Origin of the sequence: Umezawaea endophytica (assembly GCF_025061645.1) — a bacterium.
Lineage (GTDB): Bacteria > Actinomycetota > Actinomycetes > Mycobacteriales > Pseudonocardiaceae > Umezawaea > Umezawaea endophytica.
The window spans coordinates 147,519-172,033 of sequence record NZ_JANYMP010000002.1; the positions used below are offsets into that span (position 1 = coordinate 147,519).

Sequence of the window (24,515 nt, forward strand, 5' to 3'; positions counted from 1 at the left end):
CTACGCCGGTGGGCCGTCCCTTGGTTCACCTGGCGTGCACCTTAGGGTAGAAGCGTGCTGAGGACCGATGGCAGGAACGACGACGTGCTGCGCGACATCCGGATCACCCGCGGCTACCAGCAGTGGCCCGCGGGATCGGTGCTGGTGGAGTTCGGCAACACCAGGGTGCTGTGCGCCGCGAGCGTGACCGAGGGCGTGCCCCGGTGGCGCGCGGGCTCCGGCCTGGGGTGGGTGACCGCCGAGTACGCGATGCTCCCGTCCGCGACCCACACCCGCGGCGACCGCGAGGCGGTGAAGGGCCGGATCGGTGGTCGGACCCACGAGATCAGCAGGCTGATCGGCCGTTCCCTGCGCGCGTGCATCGACCTGGCCGCGCTGGGCGAGAACACCATCGTCATCGACTGCGACGTCATCCAGGCCGACGGCGGGACGCGCACCGCGGCCGTGACCGGCGGTTACGTCGCACTCGCCGACGCCATCACGTGGCTCGGCGCGGCGGGCAGGCTGGCCGACCCGAAGCCGTTGGCGTGCGCCGTGTCCGCCGTCTCGGTCGGCGTCGTGGACGGTCGCGTCCGCCTGGACCTCCCGTACGAGGAGGACTCGCGCGCGGAGGTCGACATGAACGTCGTCGCCACCGACGCCGGAACGCTGATCGAGGTCCAGGGCACCGGCGAGGGCGCCACCTTCGCCAGGTCCACCCTGGACAAGATGCTCGACTTCGCCCTGGAGGGCTGCGCCGAGCTGAACCGCCTCCAGGCCGAAGCCCTGGCCCTCCCGTACCCCGGCGTCCTGCCGGAGCCGAAGCCGAAGAAGTCGCGCTCATGACGAAGCTCCTGCTGGCGTCCCGCAACGCCAAGAAGTTGGCAGAACTTCGCCGCATCCTGGCCGCGGAGGGCTTGGACGGCATCGAGGTCATCGGCCTGGACGACGTGCCGGAGTTCCCGGAAGCCCCGGAGACCGATCCCACCTTCGAGGGCAACGCACTGGCGAAGGCCCGCGACGCCGCCGCCGCGACCGGCCTGCCGTCCGTGGCGGACGACTCCGGCATCGCGATCGACGCCCTGAACGGCATGCCCGGCGTCCTGTCGGCCCGCTGGTCCGGCGCGCACGGCGACGACCAGGCCAACGTGGACCTAGTCCTGGCCCAGCTCGGCGACGTCCCGGACGACCGCCGCGGCGGCGGCTTCGTCTGCGCCGCGGCCTTCGTGGTGCCCGGCGGCGAGTCGACGGTGGTCCGCGGCGAGTGGCGCGGCACCATCATCCGCGCCATGAGGGGCACCAACGGCTTCGGCTACGACCCGATCTTCGTGCCCGAGGGCCACGAGGTCACGTCGGCGGAACTCAGCCCGGAGGAGAAGGACCTGCTCTCCCACCGCGGGCGGGCGCTGCGGCTGCTGCTGCCGAACCTGAGGGCGTTGGCCTAGCCCGGTGCGGTGACTCCCCGGACCGGAGGAGTCACCGCCGCACGGGTGATCAGGCGGGCAGTTCGCGCAGCAGCTTGGCGACGTGGCCGGTGGCGCGGACGTTGTACATCGCCTTCGCGATCTTGCCCTCGGCGTCCACGAGGAACGTCGAGCGGATCACGCCGACCACCGTCCTGCCGTAGTTCTGCTTCTCGCCGTACGCGCCCCACGCCGCCAGGACCGAACGGTCCACATCGGACAGCAGCGGGAAGTTGAGGCCCTCTGCGGTCGCGAACTTCGCGAGCTTCTCCGGCTTGTCGGGGGAGATGCCGACGACGTCGTAGCCGGACTCGCCGAGCGCGCCGACGCTGTCGCGGAAGTCGCACGCCTGCTTGGTGCAGCCGGGCGTGCTCGCCGCCGGGTAGAAGTAGACGACGACGGACCTGCCCAGGTAGTCCGACAGGGAGACCGGCTTGCCCTCGCTGTCGGGGAGGGTGAACGCCGGCGCCTGGTCGCCGGGGGAGAGGCGCTTCTGCTCGCTCATGCCAGCAGACGGTACTCAGGCCTGGCCTTCGAAGGTGGCGCTGGGTTCCTGGCCCGCCCCGTTCGGTTCCACGACGAGCCGCATGGTGGCGGGCTCCTTCGGGGCCACGAACGCGAGGGTGAACGTGGTGTCGCGGCCCGGTGGGAGTTCGCGGACCGCGGTGGCGATGCCGTTGAGGCCCTGCACGGAGTCGATGACCTCCTGGGAGGCCTTGCCGTTGGTGAGCGCGCGGATCGAGAGCTGGGTCGGGCGGTACTCGGCCTTGCTGCCGTTGGTGATCGTCACGGTGAACACGGCCATGCGGGGCGCCTGCGGGAACGCCGTGTCGCTGGGTTGCAGCGACTTCGGCTGGGCGATCGTGATCGACAGGCCGGTGGTCCACACGTGCTGCGCGCCGAAGGCGGTGGAGGGGCCGTCCGAGGGGGCCCCGGCGACGCCGCCCTGGCGCACGGACGGGGTTTCGCCCGCTTGGGCCACGGGTGCGCTGACGAGATCGGGGGCGCCCGCACATCCCGCCACGGCCAAGGTCAGGCAGATGCCGACGGCCAGTTTGGCGAACTTCACGAACTCCCCTTTCCGCCCCGGCGGTGGGCGCGACTGCGACTGCCACCACCATGACGGTGTTTTGGGACGCGCGGGGCCGATTCGGGTGCTTGATTCGCACCTGGTGCCGGGATGTGGCCAAGCCGTGATGACCAGCGGCCGACGGCGTGGGCGGCACCACAGGGGCACCACCCACGCCGATCGCGGCGGCGGCCGATATCTCGTGCTGCACTCCGGGCCCGAAAGCCCGGCAGTAGTTGAGCGCGTCGGGGGGCGTGCGCGCTCAACTACCACATCGCACGGTGTGCCAAAGGTGCTACAGCCCGTCCACCGATTCACCCGTTCGGGCTAGTTGATCACACGGCGACCGACCGGCCCGCCAGCTCCTTGACCAGCTCGTACGACCGGATCCGGTCGGCGTTGGAGTGCACCATCGTCGTGATCATCAGCTCGTCCGCCAGCGTCTCGTCGAGCAGTTCCTCCAGCCCGGCCTCGACGGTCGCGGGGTCGCCGATGACCATGGACGACGCGCGGCTCTCGATGAACATCCGTTCGATGTCGCTGTACGGGTACTCCGCGGCTTCCTCCGGCGACGGGAACAGGCCGGGGTTGCCGCCGCGCAGCCGCAGGAACGCCAGACCGGACGGGCCCGCGATCCACCGGGCGTGCTCGGCGGTGTCGGCCGCGATCACGGCGGCGCAGACCATCGCGTACGGCTCCTGGAGCACGGCGGAAGGCCGGAAGTTCTGCCGGTACAGCGCGAGCGCGGGCAGCGTGTTCTCCGCGCTGAAGTGGTGGGCGAACGCGAAGGGCAGGCCGAGCAGGCCCGCGACTTGGGCGCTGTAGCCGCTGGAACCCAGCAGCCACACCGGCGGCTTGTTGCCCGTGCTGGGCACCGCGGTGATGTCCTCGGTCCCGTCGAAGTAGCCCATCAGCTCGCTCAACTGCTGCGGGAAGTCCTCCGCCGACAGGGAACCCGCCGACCGGCGCAGCGCGCGGGCCGTCTTCTGGTCCGTGCCGGGCGCCCGGCCGATGCCGAGGTCGATGCGGTCCGGGTGCAGCGCGGTGAGCGTGCCGAACTGCTCGGCGACGACGAGCGGGGCGTGGTTGGGCAGCATCACGCCGCCGGAGCCGACGCGCAGCGTGGTGGTGGCGGCCGCGACGTGGCCGATGAGGATCGCCGGGGCCGAACTGGCGATGCCCGGCATGCTGTGGTGCTCGGCGAGCCAGAACCGCTGGTAGCCAAGGCGTTCGACGTGCTGGGCGAGCTCGGTGGTGCCCCGCAGCGCCTCTGTCGCGTTCGAGCCGCTGCCGATCGTGGCCAGGTCGAGAACGGACAGCGGGACGTCGCGGAGTCGGCTCATGCCAAGGGCAACCGCGCGCACGGGCGGGAACATTCCCGCCCGTGCCGCCGGTCACAGCGCTCAGCCGCCGATGATGCGGTCCGCGAGGTAGACGGCGCCGGTCAGGGCCGTGATCCGACGTGCGGACTCGTCCCACGTCGTGCCCTCGGGCTCCAGCGTCAGCACGGCCATGATCTTGTGGCCGTACGTGCCGGTCGTGTGCATCGCGGGCCGGGTGAGGTCCGGGGTCGCGGCGCGCTCGGGGCCGTCCTTCGACGCGCCGAGGTCCCGGCGCGGCTTCGGTTCGACGCACGGGCGCGGCGGCACGTCGCCGAACCGCGACCAGCCCTGCTTGAACGCCACCCGGCCGGGCACCGCGGACGGGATGCCGAACGACTGGTCGAACCCGTCGGTGGCGCACTTGGTCGCCTCGGACAGGTTGCCCATCACGAAGTCGCGCACGGGCGCGGGGGCGTCTTCCAGGACGTGCCGGTAGATCGTCACGACGTCCGCCGCGCTGAGGGCCGTGTACCCCCAGAAGCCGACGTTCACCGGCGGCGCGGAGTCGCGCAGGTTGAGCCGCACGACCGCGCGTTCGACGATCTTCTCCCAGCCCAGCCGGACCCACAGCTCGCTGGCCGCGTCGTCGTCGCTGGAGCGCAGCATCGGCACCAGCAGCGCGAGGTCCGCCTCCGGGATCGGCGTGGTGGCGCCGTAGGTCTCGAAGTAGTCCAGCGCGATCAGGATCTTCACGATCGACGCGGACCGGATCTGCTGGTGCTCGTTGAAGCGGAGGGTCGTGCGGGCGGAATCCCGGTCGTACACGGCGAACGCCACCGTCACGTCCGGCGGTGCCGCGGCACGGGCGTCGGTGGCCGGGTCGGCCTGGGCGGGAACCGCCGCGGCCGTCACGAGCGCGAGCGCTAGGACGGTTGAAAGGATCTTGTGCACGCGGCCGAACCTAGCCCTGTGACGCAGGCGACGGAAGCGACTTCGGGTCCCGCGCGTTCTACCGGTTGTGATCAGCGTGGACGTCGTGGTGATCGGGGCGGGGCAGGCGGGGCTGTCCGCCGGGTACTTCCTGCGGCGGGCCGGGATCGACCACGTCGTCCTGGACGCCGACCGCGGCCCCGGCGGCGCGTGGCAGCACCGCTGGCCGACGCTGCGGATGGCGACCGTCCACGGCATCCACGACCTGCCCGCGATGCCCTTCGAGGTCGTGGACGACCTCGCGCCCGCCAACGAGGTGCTGCCCGCGTACTTCGCGGACTTCGAGCGCCGCAACGACATCCACGTCGAACGACCCGTGTCCGTGACCGCCGTCCGGAACGGCGACGACGGCAGGCTGCTGGTCGAGAGCGCCGACGAGACGTGGTCCGCCCGCGCGGTGATCAACGCCACCGGCACGTGGACCCACCCGTTCTGGCCGCACTACCCCGGCCAGGAGCTGTTCCGGGGCCGCCAGTTGCACACCGCGAACTACGGGGGACCCGAGGAGTTCGCCGGGCAGCACGTCATCGTCGTCGGCGGTGGCTCGTCGGCGATCCAGCTCCAGTTGGAGATCCAGCAGGTCGCCACGACCACGTGGGTGACCCGGCGCGAGCCGCTGTTCACCGACGAGCCGTTCACCCACGACATCGGCCGGGCCGTGGTCGCCCGCGTCGACGAGGCCGTGCGGGCGGGCCGTCCGCCCGCCAGCGTCGTCAGCGTCACCGGCCTGTTCCGCACGCCCCAGGTGCGCGCCGCGCAGGAGGCGGGCCTGATGGACCGGCTGCCGATGTTCGACCGGATCACCCCGACCGATGTCGCCTGGGACGACGGTCGGGAGGTGCGCGCCGACGCGATCCTGTGGGCCACCGGGTTCCGGGCCGCGATCGACCACCTGGCGCCGTTGAGGCTGCGCGGCCCCGGCGGCGGCATCAAGCTCGACGGCACCCGCGTGGTCGCCGATCCCCGGATCCACCTGGTCGGCTACGGGCCCTCCGCGAGCACCGTCGGCGCGTCGCGCGCGGGCCGTGCCGCCGTGCGCGAGCTGAAGGACCTGCTGGCCCCCGTGCCGGTCGGCTGATCCCGCCCGTGTCACGCTTGTCCCCGGCTGCGCGGGGGACGGTGACGGGCGGGGGAACGGCCGGTGGGGAAAGCACTTCGGGTGGTCGTCGGTCTGATGCTGGGCTTCTTCGGCGCCGTCGTCGAACTCCCGCTGCTCGCCGTCGCCTGGTCGTCGGACCGGGTCGTGGCGCGGCTCGCGGACCTGGAACGCCGACGGCTGCTGGTGTTCCTCGGGATCGACAGCGCGGAACCGCTGGACCGGCAGGCGCGGCGGTTCGTGGCGGTGCGGGCACCGGTCGGGCTGCTCGGCGGGTTCGTGCTGGTGTGGCTGTTCTACGGCCTGTACTTCGCGGTGGTCATCGGCTGGCGGGTGGCCACCGGTGTGCTCGGCCCGTCGACCTTCGTCGAGGTCGGGTGGACGGCGCTGGTCGGCGTGGTCCTGCTGTTCGTGGAGGCGCAGGGGATCCTGGGGGTCGTCGCGCTGGAGCGCGGGGTGGCGCACCGGTTCCTCGGGCCCGGCGAGCGGGAACTGCTGCGGCGGCGGATCGACCAGTTGGCGCTGAGCCGCGCGGGCATCGTGGAGGCGGTGGACGCCGAGCGGCGGCGCATCGAGCGGGACCTGCACGACGGTGTCCAACAGCGACTGGTGACGCTGGGGATGCTCCTCGGTCGGGCCCGGCGGAACCCGGCGAAGGCGGAAGACCTGCTGCGCCAAGCGCACGAGGAGTCCTCGCGGGTGCTGGAGGACCTGCGCGAGGTCGCGTGGCGGGTGTACCCGACGGCGCTGGACTCGCTGGGGCTGCGCGAGGCGCTGGCCGCCGTGGCGGACCGGTCGGCGATCCCGGTGCGGATCGACGTCGAGCTGGCCGGGGACGTGGCCGCGCCCGTGGAGACGGCGGCGTACTTCGTGGTGTGCGAGGCGGTGACGAACGCGGCGAAGCACTCCGGCGCGGGCGTGATCACCGTGGAGGTGGGACGGGACGAGGAGGTCGTGCGCGTGCGGGTGGAGGACGACGGGCGCGGGGGCGCGGACCCGGACGGCGGAGGGCTCGCAGGCCTGGCGCGGCGGGTGTCCGCGCTGGACGGGCGGTTCGCCGTGACCAGCCCGGTCGGCGGACCGACCGAGATCACCGCGGAGTTGCCGTGCGGGTGATCCTGGCCGAGGACTCGACCCTGCTGCGCGAAGGACTGGCGCGCCTGCTGGCCGAGGAGGGGCACGAGGTCGTCGCGGCGGTGGGCGACGGCGGCGCGCTGGTGAGCGCGGTCGCCGCCCACCGGCCGGACGTGGTGGTGGCGGACGTCCGGATGCCCCCGACGAACACCGACGAGGGCTTGCGCGCGGCGTTGGAGATCCGCCGCTGCTGGCCTGCCGTCGGGGTGCTGGTGCTGTCGCAGTACGTGGAGAAGCGGTACGCCGTCGACCTGCTCACCGGGCCCTCCGACGGCGTCGGCTACCTGCTCAAGGACCGGGTCGTGCGGGTGGACGAGTTCCTCGACGCCCTGCACCGCGTCGGGTCGGGCGGCGCCGCGTTCGACCCCGAGGTCGTGCGGCAACTGCTGTCCCGCACGACCCGCGAGATCGGGGCGCTGACACCGCGCGAACGGGAGGTGCTGTCCGCGATGGCGGAGGGCTGCACGAACGCGACCATCGCCGCGCGGCTGCACGTGTCGCTGAGCGCCGTGGAGAAGCACGTCGCGAGCGTCTTCGACAAGCTCGGGCTGTCGGGTGTGGACGGTTACAGCCGGAGGGTCCTCGCGGTGCTGCGCTACCTGGGGTCGTGACTGTCCTGCTTGCGCCTGTTCACCCTGGAGACGACGAACCAGACGAGCGCGACGCCGACCGCCACGAGCACGCCGGTGGACACGAAGCCGGCGTACTGCTCGACCAGGTGCCACTTCTCGCCGAGCAGGAAGCCCGCCATGATCAGCGCGGTGTTCCAGATGAGGCTGCCCGCCGCCGTCAACCCGATGAACTTGGGCAGCGGCATCCGCTCGATGCCCGCCGGGATCGAGATCAGGCTGCGGAACACCGGGATCATCCGCCCGAAGAACACGGCTTTGGAGCCGTGCTTGCCGAACCACGCCTCGGACCGGTCCACGTCGGACACGTCGACCAGCGGCAGCTTCCTCACGATGGCCCGGATCCGCTCCCGCCCCAGCAGCGCGCCCAGCCAGTACAGGGCCAGCGCGCCCACCACGGACCCGGCCGTGGTCCACGCGATGGCGGCGACCAGGCTCATCCCGCCGCGGCTGGCGGTGAAACCTGCCAGTGGCAGGAACAGTTCGCTGGGCAGCGGCGGGAACAGGTTCTCCAGGGCGATGGCGATGCCCGCGCCCGGCGCGCCGAGCGTCGTCATCAGCCCGGTGACCCACTCGATGACCGCTGTTACGGGGTTGCTCATGGCCTCCAAGCTAGGGAAAGGACCCTGAGGCCCGCACTGGAGGCGACCGCACGGTCGGGGTGGGGTTCTCCTCAGGTGGTACCCGCGGCGCGGTCGGCCAAACCGCGCACGCACCGTTCCATGATCCGCTGCAACGCCCGCCGGTAGAGCCACCCGGTGCCGGGGACGACCGGTCGGAACGACGAGTGCCAGCGGATCCGCGTGCCCTCCCCGTCCGGTTCGAGGTCGACGGACGCCCGGTAGTCCCGCACCGCCAGCCCGGACAGCAGCACGTACCCCAGCCTGCGGTTCGGCACCAGTTCCACGATCTCCTCGCGGCTCACGACGGGCTTCGGGAACCGGTTCGTGCGGAACACCCGGACCGCGCCGATCCCTTCGCGCTCGGTGGCGCCCTCCCGCTCCAGTGCGAACGAGTCCAGCGGCGACCAGCCCGGCCAGGAGGCCCCGTCCCTCACCAGCGCGTACACCCGTTCAGGGGCGGCCGTCGTCCGCGCGGTGGCGTCCACTCTCTGTACCATGTGGTACATGTACCATCTGGTACATGTCAGGACAAGGGGATCGCCTGCTGGCCGCCGTGATCGAGCACATCGCCGAGCACGGCCTGGCCGACCAGAGCCTCCGCTCGCTCGCGACCGCCGTCGGCACCAGCCACCGCATGCTCAGCTACCACTTCGGCAACAAGGAGGGCCTGCTGGTCGCCGTGGTCCGCGCCGTCGAGGAGAACCAGCGCCGAGCGCTGGCCGACCTCACCGCCGACCGCGACAGCAGCCCCGCCGACCTGGCCCGCCGGTTCTGGGAACGCCTGACCGACCCCGCCCTGCGGGCCCACGAACGCCTCTTCTTCGAGCTGTACGGCCAGGCCGTCCAGGGCCGCCCCGGCACGAGCGCGCTGCTAGACGGCATCGTCGACTCCTGGATCGACCCACTGGCCGCCTACGAGCACAGCACCGGTGTCCCGCTCCCGGAGGCCCGCGCCCGTGCCCGCCTCGGCTTGGCCGTGTCGCGGGGCCTCCTGCTGGACCTGGTGGCCACCAACGACCTGGACGGCGTGAACGCGGCCATGGAGCAGTTCATCGCCTTCCACGAACGATCTCGCGCGTGAGCTCGTCCAACCGCGCGGCGTCGCCGGGGTCGAACGTCCTCAGCGACAGGTCGACCGGCCTGCCCCGGTCGTTCGGGTGGAACCCGACGGGAGGCGGCTCCTCGATCAGGGGCAGCAACGGCCCGATCGCCTTGGCGACCGGCTGCGCGAAGAGCTTCTCCACCGTCCTGATCACCGCGCGCATCGGTTGCCGGTACTGCGAGATCGCGTTGGTCTCGGTGAATCCGGGGTGGAACAGCACGTACGCCTTCTCCGCCCCGACCGAGACGCCGAGCAGGTCGTTCATCCGCCCGGCCTGCATCTGCGCCTTCACGGCCGAGTACCCGCGTTCGAGCTGCGGGTCCTCCCAGCGCACCCGACCGACGGTCGTGCCCGGCGCGGAGAACGCCACCACCAGCCCCGCGTCCACGCCGTGCGCCAACAGGTACCGGCTCAGGTAGTACAGCGCGAACGTCGCCTCCAGCCCGTCGGCGGTGACGATCCGCCTCGGGTTGAACCGGGCGGCGGTGAGCACCAGCACGTCCACCCGGTCGGGCAGCGCGGCCACCACCCGGTCCACCTCCGCGATCAGGCTCAGGTCGGCCCTGATGAACTCGATGTCCTCCGACAGCCCCTTCCGGGTGCTGCTGCCGACGGCGATCACGCTGTCCCCGGCCGCCGCCCGCGCTTCGGCGATGCCGCGCCCCATGCCGTCGGTGCCACCGGCGACCACGATCGTTTTTCCCATAGGCTCACTGTCGAACAGCCTCCCGTGCGGCGGAAGGAGGCACATCAATGTGCCCACCAGCCATGACCCTGTCCACGCCGGTGCCGCTGGCGGAACACCGCGCGTGCCCCGTCACCGACGTGCTGAACCGCGTCGGCGACCGCTGGAGCGTCGTCGTCATCGTGCTGCTCGGTGGGAAACCCTTCCGCTTCAACGAGTTGCACCGCTCGATCGAGGGCATCAGCCAGCGCATGCTCACCCGCACCCTGCGCGGCCTGGAACACGAGGGCCTGGTGAGCCGCGAGGTCTTCCCGACGAACCCGCCCGGCGTCGAGTACGCGCTGACGGCGCTGGGCGAGTCCCTCCTGGTGCCGCTGTCCGCACTGGCGCGGTGGGCGGTGGAGCACCACGGGGAACTCGCCGCGAAGCCGTAGCGCTAACGGACCAGCAACCCCCTGAGGGCCGCCTCGGCGATCGACTCGGCCTCCCCGAGCCCCAACGGCGCGTGCCCGCTGACCAACCGGAACACCAGGGGGCCGAACAGGAGGTCGGTGGCCGTGTCCACGTCGACCTCCTCGCGGACCTCCCCGCGTTCCACCGCCCGCCGCCACAGCACCGCCACCGCCTCCCGCCGCCCGGTCAGGAAGAACTCGCGGAAGTAGGGCGCCCCGGCGGGATCCGTCACGCAGGCGGCCAGCAGTTGGGCGAACGTGCCCCCGGCCGGGCTGGCGTAGAACTCGCTCACCAGCCGCACCTGTTCGGTGAAGTCGCCGACGGCACTACCGGTGTCCGGCAGCGGAACCGCGCCCGCCATCCTGATCCCGAAGGCCTCCGCCGCGACCGCCGTCCTGCTGGGCCAGTGCTTGTAGATCGTCGCCTTGCTGACGCCGGACCGGGCGCTGATCGCGTCCACGGTCGCCGCGGGCAGCCCTCCTTCGGCGAGCAGCGCGCAGGTGGCCGTGAGGACGGACTCCCGCGCCCGGACGCTCTGCGGTCGCATCACCCGGCGCTCACGACGACAGCGAGGCGAACTCGTCGTCCGCCAGTTCGACGGACCGCGCGCCCAGGTTGTCCTCCAGGTGCGCGATCGAGGCCGTGCCGGGGATGGGCAGCACCACGGGGGAGCGCTTGAGCAGCCACGCGAGCGCGAGCTGCGACCGGCCGGCTCCATGCCGCGCGGCGAGGACGTCGAACGGGCCGCCGTCCTCGAGGAGCTTGCCCTTGGCGAGCGGGCTGTACGGGATGAAGGCGATGCCGTTGGCCGTGCAGTGGTCGAGGACCGGTTCGGACGTCCGCAGGGTCAGGTTGTAGCGGTTCTGCACCGACGCGATGGTCGCGAACTCGCCCGCGGCCTCGACCTCGTCGACGGTCACCTCGCTCAGCCCGATGTGTCGGATCTTGCCCTCCTGCTGGAGCAGCGCGAGTTCGCCGATCTGGTCGGCCAGCGGGACCTCGGGGTCGACGCGGTGGAGCTGCAGCAGGTCGATCCGCTCCAGGCCGAGGTGGCGCAGGCTCAGCTCGACCTGCTGGCGCAGGTACTCGGGGCGGCCGACGGCGGTCCACCGGCCGGGGCCCTGGCGGGTGAAGCCGACCTTGGTGGCGATGACCAGGTCGTCGGCGTAGGGGTGCAGCGCCTGCTTGATGAGCAGGTCGGCGACGTTCGGGCCGTACGCGTCAGCGGTGTCGATCAGCGTCACGCCCAGCTCGACCGCGCGCCGCAGCACGGCGACCGCGCCTTCCGGGTCGAGGGACTCGCCCCACACGCCGGGGCCGGGGAGCTGCATCGCGCCGTAGCCGAGGCGGGACACTTCGAGGTCGCCGCCGATGGAGAACGTGCTGGTCATCGTGATCTCCCAAAAGTAAACTGAACGTACAGTTCACCTTACGCCGACCCGCGGCCGTGCGCTACAGCCACGCCTCGTCGTCGGTCGCGCGCGCCAGCACCCGCTGGAGCAGCACGCGCAGCGCCTCCCGGTCCCGCGCCGACACCCCGCGCAGGAACTCGGCCTCGGCGCGGGCCAGCGGACCGTGCGCGTCGGCCAGCAGCCGTTCGGTGCCGGGGGTCAGCGAGAGCCTGCGGGTGCGCCCGGACGCGCCCGCCTCGCGCACGAGGTGCCCGCCGCGCTCCAGGTCGTCCACCATCCCGTGCAGCGACTGCCGGGTGATCCCGAGCTGCCGGGACAACTCCGTGATCGTCAGCTCCGGCTCGACGCGGAGCTGCGCGAGCAGCCCGAACTGCCGGACGGTCAGCCCGTACCGGCGGAGTTCGGCGTCGGCCAGGCGGGACGCGATCGTGTGGGCGTAGGCGAGCAGGTACGGAACGGGGGGCCGCATGGCGTCGATTGTCAGGCACCCTGACGGAAACGTGAAATGTTGCCCTATTCTTCTCGGGCTCTCACCGCCAATCCATCGTCGAACCGGCTCTCCAGCGTGGCTGGCGCATGTCCGGAATCAGGAGGTTTCGTTGATCCGCACACGGGGGTTGACCAGGAATTTCAAGGTAAAACGTCAGATCGTGGAGGCGGTGAGGGGGCTCGACCTCGACGTCGAGAAAGGAGAACTGGTCGCCTTTCTCGGCCCGAACGGCGCGGGCAAGTCGACGTCCCTCCGAATGTTGACCACCCTCCTCCGGCCGACGTCCGGTGAAGCCCGGATCGCGGGCCACGACGTCCTCTCCGACGCGGCCGCCGTGCGCAGGCGCATCGGGTACGTCGGGCAGGGCAACGGCGCCGGACCGTACTTCCGGGTCCGCGACGAACTGGTGACCCAGGGCCGCTGCTACGGGTTCAGCGCCGAGGTGTCCCGGCGGCGCGCGGACGACCTGCTCGGCACGATGGAACTGGAGGACCTGGCGAACCGGGACGCGGGCTCGCTGTCCGGCGGCCAGCGGCGGCGGCTCGACATCGCGCTCGGCCTGGTGCACCAGCCGGACCTGCTGTTCCTGGACGAGCCGTCGTCCGGCCTCGACCCGCAGAACCGGGCGAACCTGTGGGAGCACATCCTGCGGCTGCGCGACCTGCTCGGCACGACCGTCTTCCTCACCACGCACTACCTCGAGGAGGCGGACACCAAGGCGGAACGGGTCGTCGTGATCGACCACGGCCGGATCATCGCCGACGACACGGCCGAGCGCCTCAAGGCCGACCTCGCGGGCGACCACGTCACCGTCCGGACCGACAACCCGGCGCGGACCGCGCGGATCGCCGACCGGATCCCGTCGACGCGCGGCGTGACCGTCGACGGCGACGCGGTGCGGATGGCCGTGCCAGACGGCGCGGCCGTGCTGCCCGTGCTGCTGCGGGCGCTGGACGCCGCCACGGTGGACGTGCGGAGTGCGGAGGTCCAGCGGCCGACGCTCGACGACGTCTTCCTCGCCCTCACCGGGCGCAGCCTGCGCGAAGCGGAAGGGGTGCCCGCGTGAGGTTCGCGACCGAGACCGGGATCGTGTTCGCCAGGGAGGTGCGGCCGAACCTCCGCAACCCCGTCGCGATCCTGTTCGGCATGGCCCAGCCGGTGGTGTTCCTGGTCCTGTTCGGCTCGCTGCTGTCCGGCGTCCCCTGGGGTGGTGACGGCGCCGCCTGGCAGTGGTTCGTGCCGGGGATGCTGATCATGCTCGGGCTGGGCGGCACGGTCTCCGCGGGCTACATGCTCATGACGGAGATGACCGGCGGCTCGCTCGACCGGATGCTCGTCACGCCGGTCAGCCGGTCGGCGATGCTGGTCGGCCGCACGGCGAAGGAGGTCGTGATGCTGGTCGCGCAGTCCGTGCTGATCATCCTCGTGGTGCTGCCGTTCGGCTTCGAGCTGCACGTCGTCGGCGCGCTGGTCGCGATGCTGCTGCTGGCCGTCATCGGCGTCGGCCTCGGCGCGTTCTCCTGCGCGTTGGCGGTCGTCGCCCGCAAGCAGGAGTCGGCGTTCTACGTCGTCCAGCAGACCCTGATGTTCCCGCTGCTCATGCTCTCCGGCGTCCTGCTGCCGTTGGACAACGCGCCGTCGTGGATGCGCGCGCTGTCGCGGGTGAACCCGCTGACCTACGTCGTCGAAGCCGAGCGGGCCCTGTTCGCGGGGCAGCTCACCGGGACGTCCGTGCTCTACGGCGTGCTCAGCGCGGTCGGCTTCGCGGTGGCGGGGGTCCTGGTCGGGGCCCGCGCGATGCGGCTCACCGGCGACTAGACCAGCGCCAGCTCGGCGAAGACCAACCGGTGGTCCGAGCCGGGCAGGGTGTGCTCGCCGGTCGCGACGGCCACCAGCCCGCGCCCGTGCAGCACGTGGTCCAACTGCACGACCGGCACGCTGTCGGCGGGCCAGGTAGGCGCCCACCCGTTCCCGAGTTCGGCGTGGGAGTCGACCAGGCCCGCCGCCAGCAGCTCCCGCATCGGCGCGTGGTCCAGCGTGGCGTTGAAGTCGCCCAGCACCACCGAGTTCTCGCCCGCGGTGGCCCTCAACGCCGTCATGTCGTTCGCCCAGAGCCCGGCGTCACCCGCCGGGTAGTAGGTGTGCACGGCGACGACCACGACCGCGCGACCGTCGACGTCGATCGTGCCGGTCGTCTGGGGCCACGTCGTGGGCGCGGCCAGCGGGCCGCTCGCGGTGAACGGCAGTCGCGAGTAGAGCGACGAGTCGTCCTGCGGCCGAAGCTCCCGGTACGGCAGCAACTCGCGCAACCCGGCGTCGTCCAGCGCCGGGATCGCGTCGGACGTCAACTCCTCCACCGCCAACACGTCCACCCGCCGCTCCCGCACGAAGTCGACCACCGCCTGAGCGTCCACCCCACCGACGTGCGCGTTGATCGTCGCTACCCGCAACCGCGCCGCCGCGGCAGGCACCTCACCCCCGTCGGCCACGAACCGCGGCGCCAACCACACCACCTGGAGCACCAACAACACCACTGCGACCCCGAACAACCACCGCGCCTTCAGCACGGCGAGCACCACACCCACCACGACCGTGACCACAGCGGCGTACGGCACCCCCACCACCACAACCGCGAACACCGTGCCCGCGTCGAGCCCGGTGGCACGCACGACGGCCAACGCCCCGATCCCCACCAGCACCACCGCACACACCCCGAGCAGCACCGAGCGCGTGCGTGGTCGGGGAGGGGTGGTGAGGTCGTGGCCGGGCGGTCGCGGAGGGTCTTGGATCGACACCCGGAGGAGGGTATCCGCAGGCGACGTGGACCTGTTCCCGGTCGGTCCCGACAGGACGGAGCGCACGCCGATCACCACGCCGGAGGGCGAGCTGTCACACCTTCGGGTGGAGGTCAGGTGTGCAGGTCGAGGGCTAGCTGGCCTGGTTTGTCGGTGTCGTCGGTGGTGCCGCGCATGCCGGACTTCGCGCACCGGCCGCAGTCGACCGGTGAGCGGGTCGGTTTGAAGCGGGTGAAGTCCCAGCCGCCGGTGCCGACGTGGCAGCCGGGGCCGGGGACGGAGACGCCCAGCCAGTCCTGAAGGCGGACGGCGTGCACGACGGTCGAGCCCTGGAGGTAGCCGTTGTCGTCCCTGGCGAACCGCGAGCGCGCGTCGGCCGCCGGGCCGGCGAGCGTGTCGTGCAGCGAGGTGCTCACGTCCTGATCCTCCTCGAAGCGCGCGGCTCGCGCCGAGCGGCCGCCCCGCCCGCCGGGAGTCCGGTGGGCGGGGTGCCGGGATGGGGCCGGAGAGACTCGAACTCTCACTGGCACGGACCTAAACCGTGTGCCTCTGCCAATTGGGCTACGGCCCCCTTCGGCAAGCCTATCGACACGCCTCGGCCTCTGACCAACTACGGTGGGGCAAGCCCTAGGGCACCGCTGACAGGAGGACATGTGGCTCGCGACCCCGACACCATCCAGCGTGAGATCGAGCAGGCCCGCGACGCGCTGGCCACGACCCTGGACGAGCTGGGCACGAGGGCCAACCCCCAGCGCTTCGTCGACGAGGGCAAGGCCACCGTGCGCGCCAAGTTCGACGACCCGAAGGTCCGCTACGCGCTCATCGCGGTGGGCGTCGTGGTCGGGCTGCTGGTCGTGCGCAAGCTGTTCCGCTGACGCGCCGGTCCAGCGAGCCGGAGGGCTCGCTGGACCGCGTGCGCGTCACGGCCGCTTCCGCGGCACGTGGATCCAGGCGTGGTCGTCGACCTCCTTCACCACGAACGGCACCCGGCGGAACGCGAAGTGCTCCACCAGGACGGGGTCCGGGCGGACGACGCTGCGGTACCACTCGTCGGACACGACGACCACCAGGTTCGCGTCGGGTTCCGCGGCCAGCGCCTCGCGCGCGGCGGGCAGGTCGGCGAGCCTGCACGCGGTGTTCAGGTCCCGGCCGATCCAGCCGCGCCCGTCCCGCGCGACCTCGCCCGCGTGCAGGGCGAGCCGCAGCCGCATCCGCGCGGGCTCGCTGCTGCGGCGGGCGTGCCTGGTCAGCTCCCGGTCCAACTGCTGGACCAGCGCGTCGCCGATGTTGCGCTTCGGCTCGCTGCCCGGCACCAGCAGGATGACGCTGTCACCCCTGTCCTGGGTGAGCTTCGGCGCGAACGGGACGTCCGCCTTCATCAACGAGGTCTGGAAGACCCAGTAGAGCTCGTTGCGCAACCACCTCTGGTCCTCGTCGGAGCGCCGCCCGTATCCTTCGATGTCGGCGATGACGAACGAGTGGTGTGTCGGGTTTTCGTCCATGGAGAGACGCGAATCCCTTCGGCACGGGCTCGGTGCGTGCGAACGCGCCGCGCTGCTTGAGCTGACGCGGTTCACTGTCGCTGACGCGAAAGGCCTTCAGCCCGCATTTTGGCGGGACGGGATCACGTCGATTCTGCTATAAGCCGCAACGCGTCGGTGTCGAGCAGGGTGATCCGCTGCTGGTCGGCGGCCACCAGCCCCTCGACGATCAGCAGCCGCATCTGCTTCTCGGCGGTGCCCGCCTTCATCGAGGCCAACGAGCCCAGTTCGGCGCGCGTCAGCGGGATCTTCAGCTCCCACCGCGGCTCCGCCTGCCACCCGCCCATCGTGGCGATCTCGATCAGCACCCTGGCCAGCCGCGCGCGGGCGTTCCGGCCGAAGAAGTCGACCCTGAGCTGGTCGGACGACCGCCAGCGCTCGCTGACCATGCGCTGCACCTGGTGGTCGACGTCGGGCAGGCGCTTCAGCTCGTTGAGCGGGATGGTGCGGACCAGGACCTCGCCGCAGGCGATGACGCTCGCGGACCGCGGGTTCTTGTCGATGCCCGCCTGCTCGCCGACGAGGTCGCCGCGGACCCGGATCGCCAGCAGCGCCGGGCCGTACTCGCTGTAGGCGACGACCTTCACCGTGCCCCGCAGCACGACGACCACGTGGTCGTTGGAGGCGCCCTGCTCCAAGATCGGTTTGTCGTGCCCGTAAGTGCGAGCGGTGCCCAATTTCAGCAACTGCGCTCGGGTTTCGTTGCTCAACCTGCCCAGCAATGTCGTCTTCGGCCAATCGGGGGTACGGCCGTGTGGCTGCTGGGCTATGGCCGTCCCCCCTTTCGCTGCGTTATTCGCAAGCGTTTTCGAGGGTACTGTGGAATGAGGTTGTTCGTGTCCGCAATAATGCTCAGCGGGAATCGGCCACGCGCTGCAGTTCAGCCATGTTCAGCAGCGACGTCCTGCGGTAGGCGGTCCGCACCAGGCCCGCCTCGATCAGCTTCCGCACCTGCTGCTCGACCGTGCGCCTGGCGATGCTCGCCAGGGACCCCAGCTCCTCCTGCGTGAGCGGGATGGTGATGTCCCAGGTCTCCTCGTCCTCCCAGCCGCACGTCTTGGCGACCTCCACCAGCACGCGGGCGACCCTGGCGTACGCCTTGAGCGCCAGGAAGTCGACCCGGCGCTGGTCGGCCCACCGCAGGCGTTCGCTCATCATGCTGCGCAACTGCTGGTCGGCGTCCGGCGTGCGCTTGAGGAACGCCTCGAACTCGCTGCGGCCGATGGACTGGGCCCGCACGTCGCCGCAGGCGATGACGCTCGCCGAGCGCGTCTTGCGGTCGATGACGGACTGCTCGCCGACGAGGTCGCCGCGGATTCGGATCGCCAGCAGCGCCGTCGGCCCGTGCTCGCTGTGCACCACGACCTTGACCGCGCTGCTGAGCAGCAGCACCACGTTGTCGCCGGGCTCGCCGTGGGTGAGGATCACGTCGTTGTCCCGGTACACCACCGTCGTGCCGAGTGCCAGCAGCCGGTCGCGGGTGAGCGGGCGCAACTGGCCCAGCAACGTCGCCTTCGGCCAACCGGGCGTTCGTCGCTGCGGTGGCTGGACTATGGCAGCCTCCCATGTGCGCGACACCATTCGCCGATCTTGCCGACAATACTGTCGAATACCGCTCGGCGTGTCCGCAATAGTGCTGCCCTGATCAGTTTTGCTTGCCCACCAGCGGGAGCAGGACCTGGTCCACGACCTTGTTCACGAACGGCTGGTCCAGCGGGTCGCCGGTGAGCATGAGCCGGTAGATGAGCGCCGCTCCCGCGAGTTCGACGGTCAGGCCGAGCGGGGCGTGGGGGCGAATCTCGCCGCGTTCGAGAGCGCGTTCCAGAATTCCACGCAGCACGTCCCGCTGGGAAATGAGGAAAGTTTCGCGGAATGCCGCCGCGAGTTCCGGCTCGTGCGGGAGTTCACCGACGAGCGCCTGCGCCGCTTTCCCGATGGGGCCGGACAGGAATGCGGCGAACGAGCTGAGGAATTCGCGGAGGTCCTCGGCGAGCGAGCCGGTGTCCGGCGCGGCCAGGTTCTGGCTCGCGAGCTGGGCGCAGGTGTCGATCACCAGGTCCAGCTTGGACTCCCAGCGCCGGTAGATGGTCGCCTTGCCCGCACGGGCACGGGCGGCGACGGCGTCCATGGTCAGCGCGCGGTAGCCGACCTCCGCCATCACCTCCAGCGCGGCTTGGCGCAGCGCGTCGTCCCGGCTCGCGTCACGCGGCCGTCCACGTTGGGGTGAGCGGGATTCTTCGCTGAACGCGGGTGTGGCCAAAACCACGCCACCTTTCTCCTGCACGGGCACGGTTGAAACATCCTAGGCGTGTTCTTCCGTTCCGCGTGTGCCTCCCTCGTTCCCGAACACGACCCGAACACGAATGCGATTCGTAAAAGCGGGCCACCTGCGCGTGAACCGTTCGGAAGGGTCAGGATGAGCGGACGAAGTCAGTCGACACGAGGGGGAACGGTGCGCGCGACCACCATCCACGGACCCGGTGACATCCGCGTCGAAGACGTGCCCGACGCCGTTCTGGCGGAACCGACCGACGCCGTGGTCCGGGTCGAACTGGCCTGCGTCTGCGGCAGCGACCTCTGGGCCTACCGGGGCGTCTCCAAGCGCAAGCCCGGCCAGCGGATCGGGCACGAGTTCGTCGGCGAGGTGGTCGACGTCGGCTCCGAGGTCACGTCCGTGCGCGTCGGCGACCGGGTCATCGCGCCGTTCACGTGGAGCGACGGCACCTGCGAGTACTGCGCGGCCGGCGTCCAGACCTCGTGCCGCCGGGGTGGCATCTGGGGCCAGACCGGGCACGACGGCGGCCAGGGCGAGGCCGTTCGGGTCCCGCAGGCGGACGGCACGCTGGTCGCCGTGCCCAGGGACGCCGACGCGAAGCTGCTGCCCGCGTTCCTGTCGCTCTCGGACGTGATGGGCACGGGCCACCACGCCGCGCTCTCCGCCGGTGTCGTACCGGGCTCGGTGGTCGCCGTGGTCGGCGACGGCGCGGTGGGCCTCTGCGGCGTCCTGGCCGCCTCCAGGCTCGGTGCCGAGCGCGTCATCGCGATGGGGCGCCACGAGGACCGCGCCGCCGTCGCCAGGCTGTTCGGCGCCACCGACCAGGTGTCCGAACGCGGTGAGGCGGCGGTCCAGCGGGTCCGCGAGCTGACCGGCGGGCTCGGCGCGTCGGCGGTGCTGGAGTGCGTGGGCACCGCGCCGTCGTGGGAGACCGCGCTCGGCATCGTGCGCGACGGCGGCCGGATCGGCTACGTGGGCGTCCCGCACGGTCCGGACGGCCTGTCGCTCAAGGACCTGTTCAACCGCAACGTCGGCGTGGGCGGTGGCGTCGCTCCGGTGCGCCAGTACCTGCCGGAGCTGCTGGCGGACGTCCTGGCGGGCCGCCTGGACCCCTCCCCGGTGTTCGACCGCACGATGCCGCTGGAGGACGTCGCCGACGCCTACCGGGCGATGGAGGACCGCAAGGCGCTGAAGGTGGTCGTCAAGCCGTGAGGCGGGACGCCACGCCCTGCCACACCACGGTCATCACGTAGTCGGTCGCGAGCGTGGGCCCCACCTCGGGCCTGCGCTCGCACCACAGCGCGAGCCGTTCGCACGACCCGACGACGATCTCCGCGAACGCCTCCGCCTCCAGCGGTTCGAGGCTGGGGGAGAACCCGGCGATCACCGCGCTGATCAGCGCCGTCTGCTGGGTCCGGATGCCCTCGATCTCCTCCTCGGCGGACGGCACGCTGATCGCCGCCTCCTGCCGCAGCAGCGCCCACGACCGGCTGTGGTCGACGATGAACTCGAAGAACGCCAGCAAACCCCTGCGCAGCAGGTCTTCCGGACCCTCCGCGCCGACGATCGCCGTCTCGGTCTTCGTCCGCAGCTCGGTCCGCGCCCGCTGGATGCACCCGATGAGCAGGCCCTCCTTGGAGCCGAAGTACTCGTAGAGCATCGGCTTGGAGACGCCGACGCGCTCGGCGATCTCGTCCATGGACGTCGCCAGGTAGCCCTGCTCGGCGAAGACCACCTCGGCCACGTCGAGCATCTGGGCCTTGCGCTCCGCCTTGGGCATGCGACGGCGGGGCACCGGCTGGGTGCTGGTCACGGTCGAAGGGTACTACCGCGAGTAACTTACTTCGAGTAACCTACTGGCGAGTACTTAGCCGGACGGCGGAGGTTGCGCACTGATGGGCACGCACCGGGACACCGAAGTAGTGGTCGTGGGCACCGGATTCTCGGGGCTGGGCATGGCGATCGAACTCAAGCGCACGGGCAGGCACGACTTCGTCGTCCTGGAGAAGGCGTCCGACCTCGGCGGCACCTGGCGCGACAACCGGTACCCCGGCTGCGCGTGCGACGTGCAGTCCCACATGTACTCGTACTCCTTCGAGCTGAACCCGAACTGGTCGCGCGCCTTCGCCGAGCAGCCGGAGATCTGGGCCTACCTCCAAGGCGTGGCGGACAAGTACGACCTGCGGCGGCACATCCGGTTCAACACCGAGTTCACCGGGGCGCGGTGGGACGAGGCCGCCAAGGTCTGGCACGTCTCGACCGGCACGGGCGACACGTACACGGCCAAGGCGCTGGTGATGGGCGTCGGCGCGCTGCACATCCCCAACGTGCCGGAGCTGCCCGGCGTGGAGCGGTTCCGCGGCGAGGTCTTCCACTCGGCGCGGTGGGACCACTCGTACGACCTGGCGGGCAAGAAGGTGGCCGTGGTCGGGACCGGCGCCAGCGCCATCCAGTTCGTGCCCAAGATCGCCGACCAGGTGGAGTCGCTGGCGATCTTCCAGCGGACGCCGCCGTGGATCATGCCGAAGGGCGACCGGCCCATCAGCGAGCGCGAGCACCGGGTGTTCGCGCGGGTGCCCTTCGCGCAGCGGCTGTACCGCGACCTCGTCTACTGGACGAGGGAGTCCACCGCGCTGGGGTTCGCGGTGAACCCGAGGATCATGAAGCTGGCCCAGACCATCGCCAAGCGGCACATGGCCCGGCAGGTCCCGGACCGCGCCCTGCGGGAGAAGCTGACCCCGGACTACACGATGGGGTGCAAGCGGGTGCTGATCTCGAACGACTACTACCCCGCCCTGGCGCGCCCCAACGTGGACCTGGTCACCGACGGGATCGCCGAGGTGCGCGAGAACTCCGTCGTGGACTCCGCGGGCGTGGAGCACGAGGTGGACGCGATCATCTACGGCACGGGCTTCCACGTGATCGACGCGTTCGGGTACCTGTCGATCACCGGCAAGGACGGTCGGGACCTGGCGGGCGAGTGGAAGCAGGAGGGGATCCAGAGCCACTTCGGGATCACCGTCGCGGGCTTCCCCAACTTCTTCTTCCTGCTGGGGCCCAACACCGGGCTGGGGCACAACTCCGTGGTGTTCATGGCCGAGTCGCAGATCAAGTACGTCTCGCAGTGCCTTGGCCTGCTGGCGGACGCCGACGAGCTGGAGGTCCGGCCGGAGGTCCAGCGCCGGTTCAACGAGGAGATCCAGCGGAAGCTGAGCCGCGGGGTGTGGACCGAGGGCGGCTGCCGGAGCTGGTACCTGGACGCGCAGGGGGTGAACCGGACGATCTGGCCGGGCTTCACCTGGCGGTACTGGATGCGCACCAGGAAGGTCCGGGCGGACGACTTCGTGCTCTCGTCGAAGGCCCGCGTGCCCGTGTGAGACGGCGGAGGGGGCGTGTCCGGTGTGGACACGCCCCCTCCGCGCGGAAGATCAGGCGTCGGCGCGCTGCCCGGCCGCCTTGGAGCGCTCCGCCCGCAGGAGCGTGACGGCGGGCAGGTCAAGCGGGGCGGGCTTGGTGCCCGTCGCCCACTCGATCAGCAGGTCGGCGATCTGCGGGTTGCGCGGCAGGACGGGCCCGTGGAGGTACGTGCACAGGATCTTGCCCTGCACCGCGCCCTCGACCTTCCCGTCGTTGCCGGTCCCCACCGTCACGTGGGCCAGCGGCTGGGCCGCCGGACCGAGTTCCGTGCGGCCCTGGTGGTTCTCGAAGCCCGTGAGGAACCCCTCGAACAACCCGTTGGCGGGCTTGGCGAGCACCTCGCCGATGGCCCGCGAGCCACCCGCGTACGAGACGGAGTCGATCAACCCGAGACCGGGGTGGGTCACGTCGTCCGCGCGGGTGAACTTCTCGCCGAAGATCTGGATACCGGCGCACACCCCGAGCACCACGGCACCGCGAGCCGCGGCGCGCTGGAGACCGGGGTTGTCACGCAGGTGGCGCACGGCCAGCGTCTGCGCCGTGTCCTCGCCACCGCCGACGACGTAGATGTCGCAGGAGTCCGGGACGGAGTCGCCGAAGTTGACCGTCACGATCTCCGAGGAGATCCCGCGCCAGGCGAGGCGCTTGTCCAGCACCACCGCGTTGCCGAAGTCCCCGTACGTGCCCAGCAGGTCGGGCAGCACCAACGCGATCCGAACAGCGGAGTCATTCACCGGTGGACCTCGCGTTCAGGTCGCGGAACGCCGTGTAGTTCGCGATCACCTCGACCGCCCCCTTGGGGAGCGCGTCGATGGCCAGCAGCGGGTCGGGCACGATCTGGTGCTCCACCTCGGCGTAGGTCAGGCGCACGGCCAGGTCGGTGGCCCGCTCGCCGGAGGCGATGACGGTCCGACCGCGCAGCCGCTCGAACGGCACGTCCCACAGCCACGACAGGTCGCGGCCGTCGGCCTCGTTGGCGTTGATCACCAGTACCGCGGGGTGGTCGGACTCCTTGACCACGGTCAGGGTCTCGCTCCACCCGGCCGGGTTCTTCGACAGCAGCAGCCTGGCGGTGTGCCCGCTGCGCTGGATCGTCCGGTACCGGCCCGCGACGTTGGAGACGCCCCGCAGGCGGCGGACGGCCTCCTCGATCTGCACGCCCATCGTCGCGGCGGCGGCCGTGGCCATCACCGCGTTCGCCTGGTTGAACTTGCCGGGCAGGCGGAGCTGGAGCGCGACCTTGCTGGCGTTCGGCGCGATCAGGAAGCCGTCCGTCGTCACCCAGTCCGGCTTGGGCCGGGCCAGGTCGCAGGTGCTGCACGTCCAGTGCTCGCCCTGCCAGCGGATCGGCTCGCCGCACCTCGGGCACGACGCCGAGTCGTGGTGCCAGCCGGTGCCGGTGGCGACCCACACGACGCGGTGGGCGTCCTTGGCCGCCGACGTCACCATGATGTCGTCGCAGTTCGCGATCACCGTGCAGCCGCGCAGCCTGGAGATCACGTCGCGCAGGGAGCGCTCGATCGTGCGCACCTCGCCGACGCGGTCCAACTGGTCGCGGCTGAGGTTCAGCAGCACCACGACGTCCGGCTGGGCGGCCGCGGCGACGGCGGGGAAGTACCCCTCGTCGACCTCCAGCACCGCGTACGGCGCGTCGGGCTGCTTGCTCAACGCCGTCACGTGCCCGTCGGGCATGTTGGCGCCGCTGTGGTTGGTGGCCACCTCGCCGAGAGCGGTCACGGCGCGGCTGAGCATCATGGTGCTGGTGGTCTTGCCGTTGGTGCCGGTCACCAGTGCGACCCGCCTGCCGGACGTCAGGCGCCGGAGCGCCTGCGGATCCAGCTTCAACGCCACCCGGCCACCGATCATGCCGCCTGCGCCGAGACCCATCTTCTGGGACAGCTTCGAACTCATGTTGCCCAAGCGCACGGCAGCCGCGGTCCGCAAAGGCAGACGGGCTGGGGAGGCTGGATCGTCATTAGCGTTGTTAGGCAAGCGACTTCCTGCATTTGGAACGGGCGCGCCCCTGGTCACGGCGGCGAG

31 protein-coding genes and 1 tRNA gene are annotated in these 24,515 nt (G+C 71.2%); 12 read left to right on the top strand and 20 right to left on the bottom strand.

The window, feature by feature from the left end; genetic code table 11:
• Window positions 1-54: 54 nt before the first annotated feature.
• Window positions 55-825 carry a ribonuclease PH gene (gene rph, locus NZH93_RS04215; protein ID WP_259621569.1) on the top strand — a complete coding sequence of 257 codons (771 nt, stop codon included), beginning with the start codon at window positions 55-57 and terminating at the stop codon, window positions 823-825.
• Entirely contained in the window at window positions 822-1,424 is a 603-nt protein-coding gene (gene rdgB, locus NZH93_RS04220; RefSeq protein ID WP_259621570.1) for an RdgB/HAM1 family non-canonical purine NTP pyrophosphatase, read from the top strand. Before rph ends, rdgB begins: the two co-directional genes overlap by 4 nt.
• Window positions 1,425-1,473: 49 nt before the next feature.
• Here rdgB and bcp read toward each other — a convergent pair whose 3' ends face one another.
• The 4 genes from bcp to NZH93_RS04240 all read right to left on the bottom strand — a co-directional run bounded on the left by bcp (window position 1,474) and on the right by NZH93_RS04240 (window position 4,784).
• Window positions 1,474-1,947 (bottom strand): thioredoxin-dependent thiol peroxidase, encoded by a 474-nt coding sequence (bcp, locus tag NZH93_RS04225; protein ID WP_259621571.1) that lies wholly within the window; start codon window positions 1,945-1,947, stop codon window positions 1,474-1,476.
• Window positions 1,948-1,962: 15 nt separating this feature from the next.
• Window positions 1,963-2,511 (bottom strand): hypothetical protein, encoded by a 549-nt coding sequence (locus NZH93_RS04230; protein ID WP_259621572.1) that lies wholly within the window; start codon window positions 2,509-2,511, stop codon window positions 1,963-1,965.
• Window positions 2,512-2,846: 335 nt separating this feature from the next.
• Window positions 2,847-3,854, bottom strand: a complete 1,008-nt coding sequence (locus tag NZH93_RS04235; protein WP_259621573.1) for an LLM class flavin-dependent oxidoreductase — start codon at window positions 3,852-3,854, stop codon at window positions 2,847-2,849.
• Between the two features lie 60 nt (window positions 3,855-3,914).
• The gene (locus NZH93_RS04240; RefSeq protein WP_259621574.1) at window positions 3,915-4,784 is read right to left on the bottom strand and encodes a hypothetical protein; all 870 of its coding nucleotides are present in this window, start codon (window positions 4,782-4,784) and stop codon (window positions 3,915-3,917) included.
• A 67-nt stretch (window positions 4,785-4,851) separates the two neighbouring features.
• Here NZH93_RS04240 and NZH93_RS04245 point away from each other — a divergent pair, with 67 nt between their 5' ends.
• From NZH93_RS04245 to NZH93_RS04255, 3 genes are all read left to right on the top strand, one after another.
• Window positions 4,852-5,901: an FAD-dependent oxidoreductase gene (locus tag NZH93_RS04245; RefSeq protein ID WP_259621575.1), complete on the top strand. Its 1,050-nt coding sequence runs from the start codon at window positions 4,852-4,854 to the stop codon at window positions 5,899-5,901.
• A 63-nt stretch (window positions 5,902-5,964) separates the two neighbouring features.
• Entirely contained in the window at window positions 5,965-7,035 is a 1,071-nt protein-coding gene (locus tag NZH93_RS04250; protein ID WP_259621576.1) for a sensor histidine kinase, read from the top strand.
• Entirely contained in the window at window positions 7,026-7,664 is a 639-nt protein-coding gene (locus NZH93_RS04255; RefSeq protein ID WP_259621577.1) for a response regulator, read from the top strand. Before NZH93_RS04250 ends, NZH93_RS04255 begins: the two co-directional genes overlap by 10 nt.
• Here NZH93_RS04255 and NZH93_RS04260 read toward each other — a convergent pair.
• Both NZH93_RS04260 and NZH93_RS04265 read right to left on the bottom strand, forming a co-directional pair.
• Window positions 7,649-8,284 carry a DedA family protein gene (locus NZH93_RS04260; RefSeq protein ID WP_259621578.1) on the bottom strand — a complete coding sequence of 212 codons (636 nt, stop codon included), beginning with the start codon at window positions 8,282-8,284 and terminating at the stop codon, window positions 7,649-7,651. The two genes, NZH93_RS04255 and NZH93_RS04260, sit on opposite strands and share 16 nt — an antisense overlap.
• 71 nt (window positions 8,285-8,355) lie before the next feature.
• Window positions 8,356-8,802 carry an SRPBCC family protein gene (locus NZH93_RS04265; protein WP_259621579.1) on the bottom strand — a complete coding sequence of 149 codons (447 nt, stop codon included), beginning with the start codon at window positions 8,800-8,802 and terminating at the stop codon, window positions 8,356-8,358.
• A 23-nt stretch (window positions 8,803-8,825) separates the two neighbouring features.
• On the opposite strand from NZH93_RS04265, the gene NZH93_RS04270 reads away from it, so the two are divergent.
• Window positions 8,826-9,386, top strand: a complete 561-nt coding sequence (locus NZH93_RS04270) for a TetR/AcrR family transcriptional regulator (RefSeq protein ID WP_259621580.1) — start codon at window positions 8,826-8,828, stop codon at window positions 9,384-9,386.
• Here NZH93_RS04270 and NZH93_RS04275 read toward each other — a convergent pair.
• On the bottom strand, window positions 9,355-10,113 hold the full coding sequence (locus tag NZH93_RS04275) for an SDR family NAD(P)-dependent oxidoreductase (RefSeq protein ID WP_259621581.1): 759 nt from the start codon (window positions 10,111-10,113) through the stop codon (window positions 9,355-9,357). The genes NZH93_RS04270 and NZH93_RS04275 overlap by 32 nt on opposite strands.
• A gap of 47 nt (window positions 10,114-10,160) precedes the next feature.
• Between NZH93_RS04275 and NZH93_RS04280 the strand changes: the two genes are divergently transcribed.
• Window positions 10,161-10,526, top strand: a complete 366-nt coding sequence (locus NZH93_RS04280) for a winged helix-turn-helix transcriptional regulator (protein WP_259621582.1) — start codon at window positions 10,161-10,163, stop codon at window positions 10,524-10,526.
• Between the two features lie 2 nt (window positions 10,527-10,528).
• On the opposite strand, the gene NZH93_RS04285 is transcribed toward NZH93_RS04280, so the two are convergent.
• The 3 genes from NZH93_RS04285 to NZH93_RS04295 form a co-directional block, all read right to left on the bottom strand.
• A complete protein-coding gene (locus NZH93_RS04285) occupies window positions 10,529-11,092 on the bottom strand; it encodes a TetR/AcrR family transcriptional regulator (RefSeq protein WP_259621583.1) in 564 nt (187 codons plus the stop codon).
• 10 nt (window positions 11,093-11,102) lie between these two features.
• Window positions 11,103-11,936: an aldo/keto reductase gene (locus NZH93_RS04290; RefSeq protein ID WP_259621584.1), complete on the bottom strand. Its 834-nt coding sequence runs from the start codon at window positions 11,934-11,936 to the stop codon at window positions 11,103-11,105.
• A 61-nt stretch (window positions 11,937-11,997) separates the two neighbouring features.
• A complete protein-coding gene (locus NZH93_RS04295) occupies window positions 11,998-12,426 on the bottom strand; it encodes a MarR family winged helix-turn-helix transcriptional regulator (RefSeq protein ID WP_259621585.1) in 429 nt (142 codons plus the stop codon).
• Between the two features lie 130 nt (window positions 12,427-12,556).
• Here NZH93_RS04295 and NZH93_RS04300 point away from each other — a divergent pair, with 130 nt between their 5' ends.
• Window positions 12,557-13,513, top strand: coding sequence for an ATP-binding cassette domain-containing protein (locus NZH93_RS04300; protein ID WP_259621586.1), 957 nt, complete (start codon window positions 12,557-12,559; stop codon window positions 13,511-13,513).
• A complete protein-coding gene (locus tag NZH93_RS04305) occupies window positions 13,510-14,265 on the top strand; it encodes an ABC transporter permease (protein WP_259621587.1) in 756 nt (251 codons plus the stop codon). Before NZH93_RS04300 ends, NZH93_RS04305 begins: the two co-directional genes overlap by 4 nt.
• Here NZH93_RS04305 and NZH93_RS50515 read toward each other — a convergent pair.
• The 3 genes from NZH93_RS50515 to NZH93_RS04320 form a co-directional block, all read right to left on the bottom strand.
• Window positions 14,262-15,242: an endonuclease/exonuclease/phosphatase family protein gene (locus NZH93_RS50515; RefSeq protein ID WP_259621588.1), complete on the bottom strand. Its 981-nt coding sequence runs from the start codon at window positions 15,240-15,242 to the stop codon at window positions 14,262-14,264. The genes NZH93_RS04305 and NZH93_RS50515 overlap by 4 nt on opposite strands.
• A gap of 113 nt (window positions 15,243-15,355) precedes the next feature.
• The gene (locus NZH93_RS04315) at window positions 15,356-15,658 is read right to left on the bottom strand and encodes a hypothetical protein (protein WP_259621589.1); all 303 of its coding nucleotides are present in this window, start codon (window positions 15,656-15,658) and stop codon (window positions 15,356-15,358) included.
• A gap of 81 nt (window positions 15,659-15,739) precedes the next feature.
• A tRNA-Leu gene (locus NZH93_RS04320) sits at window positions 15,740-15,813 on the bottom strand.
• 82 nt (window positions 15,814-15,895) lie between these two features.
• Here NZH93_RS04320 and NZH93_RS04325 point away from each other — a divergent pair.
• Window positions 15,896-16,117 (top strand): DUF3618 domain-containing protein, encoded by a 222-nt coding sequence (locus NZH93_RS04325; protein ID WP_259621590.1) that lies wholly within the window; start codon window positions 15,896-15,898, stop codon window positions 16,115-16,117.
• A 45-nt stretch (window positions 16,118-16,162) separates the two neighbouring features.
• Here NZH93_RS04325 and NZH93_RS04330 read toward each other — a convergent pair whose 3' ends face one another.
• The 4 genes from NZH93_RS04330 to NZH93_RS04345 form a co-directional block, all read right to left on the bottom strand.
• On the bottom strand, window positions 16,163-16,744 hold the full coding sequence (locus NZH93_RS04330) for a hypothetical protein (RefSeq protein ID WP_259621591.1): 582 nt from the start codon (window positions 16,742-16,744) through the stop codon (window positions 16,163-16,165).
• Between the two features lie 122 nt (window positions 16,745-16,866).
• The gene (locus tag NZH93_RS04335) at window positions 16,867-17,505 is read right to left on the bottom strand and encodes a Crp/Fnr family transcriptional regulator (protein WP_308214161.1); all 639 of its coding nucleotides are present in this window, start codon (window positions 17,503-17,505) and stop codon (window positions 16,867-16,869) included.
• Between the two features lie 130 nt (window positions 17,506-17,635).
• Window positions 17,636-18,364: a Crp/Fnr family transcriptional regulator gene (locus tag NZH93_RS04340; protein ID WP_259621592.1), complete on the bottom strand. Its 729-nt coding sequence runs from the start codon at window positions 18,362-18,364 to the stop codon at window positions 17,636-17,638.
• Window positions 18,365-18,428: 64 nt separating this feature from the next.
• The gene (locus NZH93_RS04345; RefSeq protein ID WP_259621593.1) at window positions 18,429-19,049 is read right to left on the bottom strand and encodes a TetR/AcrR family transcriptional regulator; all 621 of its coding nucleotides are present in this window, start codon (window positions 19,047-19,049) and stop codon (window positions 18,429-18,431) included.
• A gap of 186 nt (window positions 19,050-19,235) precedes the next feature.
• On the opposite strand from NZH93_RS04345, the gene NZH93_RS04350 reads away from it, so the two are divergent.
• Window positions 19,236-20,270: a zinc-binding dehydrogenase gene (locus NZH93_RS04350; protein ID WP_259621594.1), complete on the top strand. Its 1,035-nt coding sequence runs from the start codon at window positions 19,236-19,238 to the stop codon at window positions 20,268-20,270.
• Here the strand turns inward: NZH93_RS04350 and NZH93_RS04355 are convergent.
• Window positions 20,260-20,838, bottom strand: coding sequence for a TetR/AcrR family transcriptional regulator (locus NZH93_RS04355; protein WP_259622156.1), 579 nt, complete (start codon window positions 20,836-20,838; stop codon window positions 20,260-20,262). The genes NZH93_RS04350 and NZH93_RS04355 overlap by 11 nt on opposite strands.
• 115 nt (window positions 20,839-20,953) lie before the next feature.
• Between NZH93_RS04355 and NZH93_RS04360 the strand changes: the two genes are divergently transcribed.
• Window positions 20,954-22,435 (top strand): flavin-containing monooxygenase, encoded by a 1,482-nt coding sequence (locus NZH93_RS04360; RefSeq protein ID WP_259621595.1) that lies wholly within the window; start codon window positions 20,954-20,956, stop codon window positions 22,433-22,435.
• A 51-nt stretch (window positions 22,436-22,486) separates the two neighbouring features.
• On the opposite strand, the gene NZH93_RS04365 is transcribed toward NZH93_RS04360, so the two are convergent.
• On the bottom strand, window positions 22,487-23,209 hold the full coding sequence (locus tag NZH93_RS04365; protein ID WP_259621596.1) for a type 1 glutamine amidotransferase: 723 nt from the start codon (window positions 23,207-23,209) through the stop codon (window positions 22,487-22,489).
• Entirely contained in the window at window positions 23,202-24,386 is a 1,185-nt protein-coding gene (locus NZH93_RS04370; protein ID WP_259621597.1) for a MurT ligase domain-containing protein, read from the bottom strand. The genes NZH93_RS04365 and NZH93_RS04370 overlap by 8 nt, the downstream gene beginning before the upstream one ends.
• Window positions 24,387-24,515: the final 129 nt, after the last annotated feature.

Bases quoted from the DNA above. Each gene is read 5' to 3' on its own strand.
- NZH93_RS04285 (WP_259621583.1), bottom strand. From the start codon at position 11,092: ATGCGACCGCAGAGCGTCCGGGCGCGGGAGTCCGTCCTCACGGCCACC.
- NZH93_RS04235 (WP_259621573.1), bottom strand. From the start codon at position 3,854: ATGAGCCGACTCCGCGACGTCCCGCTGTCCGTTCTCGACCTGGCCACG.
- NZH93_RS04280 (WP_259621582.1), top strand. From the start codon at position 10,161: ATGTGCCCACCAGCCATGACCCTGTCCACGCCGGTGCCGCTGGCGGAA.
- NZH93_RS04265 (WP_259621579.1), bottom strand. From the start codon at position 8,802: ATGGTACAGAGAGTGGACGCCACCGCGCGGACGACGGCCGCCCCTGAA.
- bcp (WP_259621571.1), bottom strand. From the start codon at position 1,947: ATGAGCGAGCAGAAGCGCCTCTCCCCCGGCGACCAGGCGCCGGCGTTC.
- NZH93_RS04275 (WP_259621581.1), bottom strand. From the start codon at position 10,113: ATGGGAAAAACGATCGTGGTCGCCGGTGGCACCGACGGCATGGGGCGC.
- NZH93_RS04370 (WP_259621597.1), bottom strand. From the start codon at position 24,386: ATGAGTTCGAAGCTGTCCCAGAAGATGGGTCTCGGCGCAGGCGGCATG.
- rdgB (WP_259621570.1), top strand. From the start codon at position 822: ATGACGAAGCTCCTGCTGGCGTCCCGCAACGCCAAGAAGTTGGCAGAA.
- NZH93_RS04355 (WP_259622156.1), bottom strand. From the start codon at position 20,838: ATGCCCAAGGCGGAGCGCAAGGCCCAGATGCTCGACGTGGCCGAGGTG.
- NZH93_RS04270 (WP_259621580.1), top strand. From the start codon at position 8,826: ATGTCAGGACAAGGGGATCGCCTGCTGGCCGCCGTGATCGAGCACATC.
- NZH93_RS04330 (WP_259621591.1), bottom strand. From the start codon at position 16,744: ATGGACGAAAACCCGACACACCACTCGTTCGTCATCGCCGACATCGAA.
- NZH93_RS04340 (WP_259621592.1), bottom strand. From the start codon at position 18,364: ATGGTGTCGCGCACATGGGAGGCTGCCATAGTCCAGCCACCGCAGCGA.
- NZH93_RS04260 (WP_259621578.1), bottom strand. From the start codon at position 8,284: ATGAGCAACCCCGTAACAGCGGTCATCGAGTGGGTCACCGGGCTGATG.
- NZH93_RS04290 (WP_259621584.1), bottom strand. From the start codon at position 11,936: ATGACCAGCACGTTCTCCATCGGCGGCGACCTCGAAGTGTCCCGCCTC.
- NZH93_RS04360 (WP_259621595.1), top strand. From the start codon at position 20,954: ATGGGCACGCACCGGGACACCGAAGTAGTGGTCGTGGGCACCGGATTC.
- NZH93_RS04295 (WP_259621585.1), bottom strand. From the start codon at position 12,426: ATGCGGCCCCCCGTTCCGTACCTGCTCGCCTACGCCCACACGATCGCG.